Annotated in this window: 6 protein-coding genes; 4 read left to right on the forward strand and 2 right to left on the reverse strand. The window is 42.4% G+C overall.

The features are described 5' to 3' along the window. Positions 1-277: IS200/IS605 family transposase (tnpA, locus tag DA100_RS19005; protein ID WP_138973565.1), on the reverse strand; the 277-nt coding region annotated here is incomplete at its 3' end. 415 nt (positions 278-692) lie between these two features. Between tnpA and DA100_RS19010 the strand changes: the two genes are divergently transcribed. Next, positions 693-1,652 carry a TerC/Alx family metal homeostasis membrane protein gene (locus DA100_RS19010; protein WP_138973566.1) on the forward strand — a complete coding sequence of 320 codons (960 nt, stop codon included), beginning with the start codon at positions 693-695 and terminating at the stop codon, positions 1,650-1,652. A gap of 286 nt (positions 1,653-1,938) precedes the next feature. Further along, complete coding sequence (locus DA100_RS19015; RefSeq protein ID WP_138973567.1) at positions 1,939-2,130, forward strand: hypothetical protein; 192 nt, start codon at positions 1,939-1,941, stop codon at positions 2,128-2,130. Between the two features lie 105 nt (positions 2,131-2,235). Here the strand turns inward: DA100_RS19015 and DA100_RS19020 are convergent, their stop codons facing one another. Then, positions 2,236-2,793: an alkylphosphonate utilization protein gene (locus DA100_RS19020; protein WP_138973568.1), complete on the reverse strand. Its 558-nt coding sequence runs from the start codon at positions 2,791-2,793 to the stop codon at positions 2,236-2,238. A gap of 264 nt (positions 2,794-3,057) precedes the next feature. Here DA100_RS19020 and DA100_RS19025 point away from each other — a divergent pair, with 264 nt between their 5' ends. Beyond that, a complete protein-coding gene (locus DA100_RS19025) occupies positions 3,058-4,140 on the forward strand; it encodes a site-2 protease family protein (RefSeq protein ID WP_138973569.1) in 1,083 nt (360 codons plus the stop codon). Positions 4,141-4,254: 114 nt separating this feature from the next. Further along, on the forward strand, positions 4,255-4,805 hold a 551-nt coding region (locus DA100_RS19030), incomplete at its 3' end, for an IS4 family transposase (protein ID WP_138973570.1).

Consider the following 4,805-nt stretch of genomic DNA (forward strand, 5'->3'; position numbering starts at 1 on the left):
ACTTACTAAATAGCTTTAAGGCTATTTTGCCTTTCAATACCCCCATCAACTTGGATATCGATAGCTTTGGTGGAATCTTTACTACTAAATGCACGTGGTCAACTTGTATGTTTAACTCTACTACTTCACATCCAAGTTGATTACAGTAAACATAAATACATCGATAAACTTCTTTACCTATATTGTTCTTCAAGATCCTAAATCGATACTTTGGAGTCCACACTATATGGTATTGACATCGCCAAAATACGTGGGAAGCTTGATTGTATCTACTCATGTTATTTGTCCTCTTTGACTTCTGGAAAAATCAAAGACGCATTTAGCATGAGTAGTTTTACAGGCAAAGCCGAAACGGATGATAACCACCTACTGAAGTAGGTGGTTTAGGGCTGAAAACAAAAGGAGCGAATAAATTTGCTCCTTTTCGAATTTAGCTATGGACGAATGCCTGATTGAGGCATAGAATCCGCCTTGTTTGGGGAGTAGTCGCCTCTGGTTTACTTATCGTCATCTCGTTAGATTCTATCTTTCCGGTAAGTATAAGTAATTCTGATGGAATCCATCGGGATTATTTCGACGAGACCAACGTAATCAAATGGCACTTAACATAAAAAAGTTAGGTGAATTGTTTGCTTGCGGTTGGGATCGTTACATTTCATGACTCTGTTGATCCCTCCGCATTTGGAGGACATATGACCCCTATTACTTACATCTGCTTCGGCATTCTGACCCTTTCACTGGTTGCCCTTGATATCTGGCAAACTCGTGGTGGGAAAATTACCATCAAAAAAGCCGCAATCTGGAGCATCTTCTGGTTTGCATTTGCGTTTCTTTTTGCTGCGTCTATCTATTTGTTCTGGGATCTCTATGCGCCTAGCAGTCAATATACGCCGGAAAAAGCAACCGTCTCATTCATCACCGGTTACTTGTTAGAGAAGTCTCTGAGTGTTGATAATCTGTTTGTGTTTGCAATCATATTCCATCAATACATGGTCCCTGAGCATCTTCGTCCACGTGCGCTTCTATGGGGTGTGATTGGGGCGTTGATCTTACGTGCAATTATGATCGCAGTAGGGGCTCAACTGCTCGCTCAATATCACTGGATACTGTATGTATTTGCTCTATTCTTGATTTGGACCGGTATCCAATTGGCGCGTGATAAAGGCGATGAGGAAATTAACCCATTACCAGAGCGCATTATTCGCAAATTCGTCCCAGTCAGTGACCAGTTTGCTGGTAATGCTTTGACTGTTGTAGAGCAAGGTAAGCGCATTGCAACACCGATGTTTATCGTTATCGCGGTTATCGCTTTTATGGATGTTATGTTTGCTCTCGATTCCATCCCAGCCATCTTCGCAGTCACGCAAGAGCCTTTCCTTGTACTGGCCGCAAACGTATTTGCACTTCTTGGATTACGCTCGCTTTACTTTGTATTGCAGGGCATGATGGATAAGTTTATCTATCTCAAGCCTGCGCTGTCCTTCATCATGGTGTTTATCGGCATTAAGATGATGTTAGTAGGTTCGGCATGGGAAATACCAACAGCGGTCTCGTTGTGCGTATTGTTGGTTACGATGACGGTAGCTGTGGTGGCTTCGATCATGAAACAGAGAAATGACCGAGAACAAATCATTGTGACTACCAATAAATAAACTAATTAGTTTTCGAGTAACATCCCGTTTTGAAATGCGAAATATTGTAAAATGTTTGTGACAACAAAACGGGGTGCACCACCACGGATGACTAAGTATTCACCAAAATTAGCTACTTACGGATTTTTATTTACTTAATCTGGATTAAATAAAACGTAGGGTGTTAATGGGTTGTTTTATTAAAAAATCTAATGTGAATATCCAAAAATTGTCATTTTTTGCGCAAAAAAATATTGCCTATCATTAGCGCAACAAAACGAATTAAGCAGTTTATAGAGAGGCAATCATGGCACAAGCAATGCAAATGGGTACTATCGAAGCACCTATCTCTATGGATAAAAAAACCTACTCGGTTTCTTTCAAAGGATTGATTGCACACCTACTAGATATTCTATTTACAGATAACAGCGAACCAAGTACGCAATACGCGACTGATTTGTCTGGTCATATGCAAAAAGATATCGGTCTATACCGCTAATAGAAATATTAGAAGAAATGCTAGCCATGTTGCTGGCATTTTTTTTATCTGTACATAGAAATAAAAAAAGCGTTCATGTGAACGCTTTTTTCGTACTCGGGGGAATTACTTCTTACGGCAGTATTCCGCGATAACGTACATAGATTGACCACCGTTCGCTTTACCAGAAACAAGCTTAGGATCATCGCCAATGCTAATGCCACGGATAACCGTGCCTTGCTTGATGACTTGGTTAGTGCCTTTAACTGGCAGGTCTTTGATAACTGTTACGTCGTCACCTTTTTTAAGTTCAACGCCGTTGCAATCAAGAGGTTTGTCATCAGCCGACATACCTGTCATTGCCCAGTTCATTTGATCTTCTTCCATGTACATCATGTCTAGCGCGTCTTGTGCCCAGCTTTCTGAGTTCAAACGAGTTAGTTGACGCCAAGCCGTTACCTGAACAGCCGGTACCTGGCTCCACATGCTGTCGTTTAGACAACGCCAGTGGTTAATGTCTTTTGGCTCATCGATTTCACCCAGACATTTGTCACAGACCATGATGCCGTAATCTACTGTCACGTGGCTGTGCGGTGGAACAGCGTATGCCGTTAATGGTGCATCAGCAGCACATAGTTCACATTTAGATTGGCAGCGTTCTAGCATAGTAGCTTCAGAAGACATAATGGACTCACATATATTAGGTGTTAATAACGCGGCTATTATGCACTTTATCCATCGAAATGAAAGGGCTATTGGGAATAGCAAAGGTTTTCCCGCTGTAAAATTGCCAAATACTGACTTTTGTAATCAATCGAGTAACAAAATGCATCGTGTCAATAGCTTACGTTGTGTGACAATGTCACATTGTTAGCATTTTCTTTACCTCTTTAGTCTCAATAGGCATAATCAAGCGCGTCTTTATTTCAAATTAATAGGTCACGGAAGTTGGAATTACTATCCATTGATTTCTTAGGCAAGCCCCTTCGTCTTGAAGGTTCTATGGCTGGCTGGCAACAATTGTTTTGGAACAATCAGCTTGTCTCTCAGCTCGATGCGGATTGTGAGCGTGGAAGGGATACGGAGCATATGTTCACGCTAATGAATGGTGAACAAACGCTTGAATGCCGATTAAAAGCGACCTTGGTGTGGCAACCTTTCACTTTGGACTTCCAAGCCAGTGCAAATGGGGAAGTTATCGCTAAGGGCAGTCGTAACACCAAGGACATCGAGCAACAAGTCCCGTATACGCCACCGCCGCAAGAAAGGCGTTTTAGCCTTATAGGATTAATCTCGCTAGGCATGAAAGCGATCAAGAGCGCCAAGTTGATTAAAGTTGTTCTTGCCTCTGCTAGCCTTGCAGCTTACTCCTGGTTGTTCTCTTTTCAATTTGCGCTCGCTTTGATTGCTTGTCTGGTTTTTCATGAGTATGGGCATGTTAAAGCGATGAAATACTTCGGTATGAAAACCAAGGGTATCTACCTAGTGCCATTTCTCGGTGGATTGGCTCTGAGTGATGAGAAAATAAACACCCGTTGGCAGGACGTCGTTATCTCGATAATGGGGCCTATGTTTGGATTGATTTTGTCTGTCGTACTGTTAGTGATTTATTTGATCACAGGCGAAATGTTCTTTGCGGGTCTAGCGGTGTTCAATGCATTCCTAAATCTATTTAACTTGTTGCCGATTTTGCCTCTCGACGGCGGGCACGTGTTAAAAAGCATCAGCTTTTCGATGAACAGCGTTGCGGGTATTGTTTTATGTACCGCGGCTGCCGCTGGTGGCGTGGTACTAAGTTACTCACTTGGCCTAACGCTATTTGGTTTTTTACTCATCATGGGTATGTTAGAGATCGTATTTGAGTGGCGTGGTCGTCACCATAGTCACTTATTGCCGCTCGATCGTTATGGCCAGATTGTATCCGCAGTTTGGTATGTCGGCTTAGTGGCAAGTTTGATTGGAATTATTTGGTTCTTTGCTTCAACGGGTGACCAACTGCTTCAACTTCCGCTACTCATTCTTGGTACATAGTAGAGTAAAGGGAGCCAATGGCTTAATGCCGATCAGTTAAGGCTTAAATGATCGGTTGAACGATCCTTTCAAGGTGTCAAAATCCGAGTGTATTCCAGACACTCGGATTTTTTTATGTTTCTAAGACAAGCACTTAACCAAGTTCATCAATTCTCTGTTGAGCAACTCTCAGGTTTATCTGACCTTCTCTCTCCTGAACTCATTGCTCAATGTATGGAAGATACGGGTATCACAACCATGCGTAGACGCAGATTGCCCATGGAGATGATGGTTTGGAGTGTTGTTGGGATGTCCCTATATCGCCATTTATCTATGGAGAAAGTTGTCTCCAAGCTAGATATTCTTCTTCCTGGCAAAAAACCGTTTGTTGCTCCAAGCGCAGTAATCCAAGCAAGGCAAAGGCTAGGTTCTGATGTCATGAAATCCGTTTTTACTCAAACGCAGAAATTATGGAATGACAAAACGCCACACCCAGATTGGCATGGTTTAACTCTTCATGCTGTAGATGGTGTGGTCTGGCGAACCCCAGATACTAAAGAGAACGATGAGCGCTTCAGTCGTACTCGAAATCAAAAGTGCTTATCTGAGTATCCTCAAGTTCGAATGGTCTGCCATATGGAACTGACAAGCCATCTTCTTAATAGCGCATCATTCGACTCAACATC

The organism is Vibrio sp. Hep-1b-8 (assembly GCF_006124995.1).
GTDB lineage: Bacteria > Pseudomonadota > Gammaproteobacteria > Enterobacterales > Vibrionaceae > Vibrio.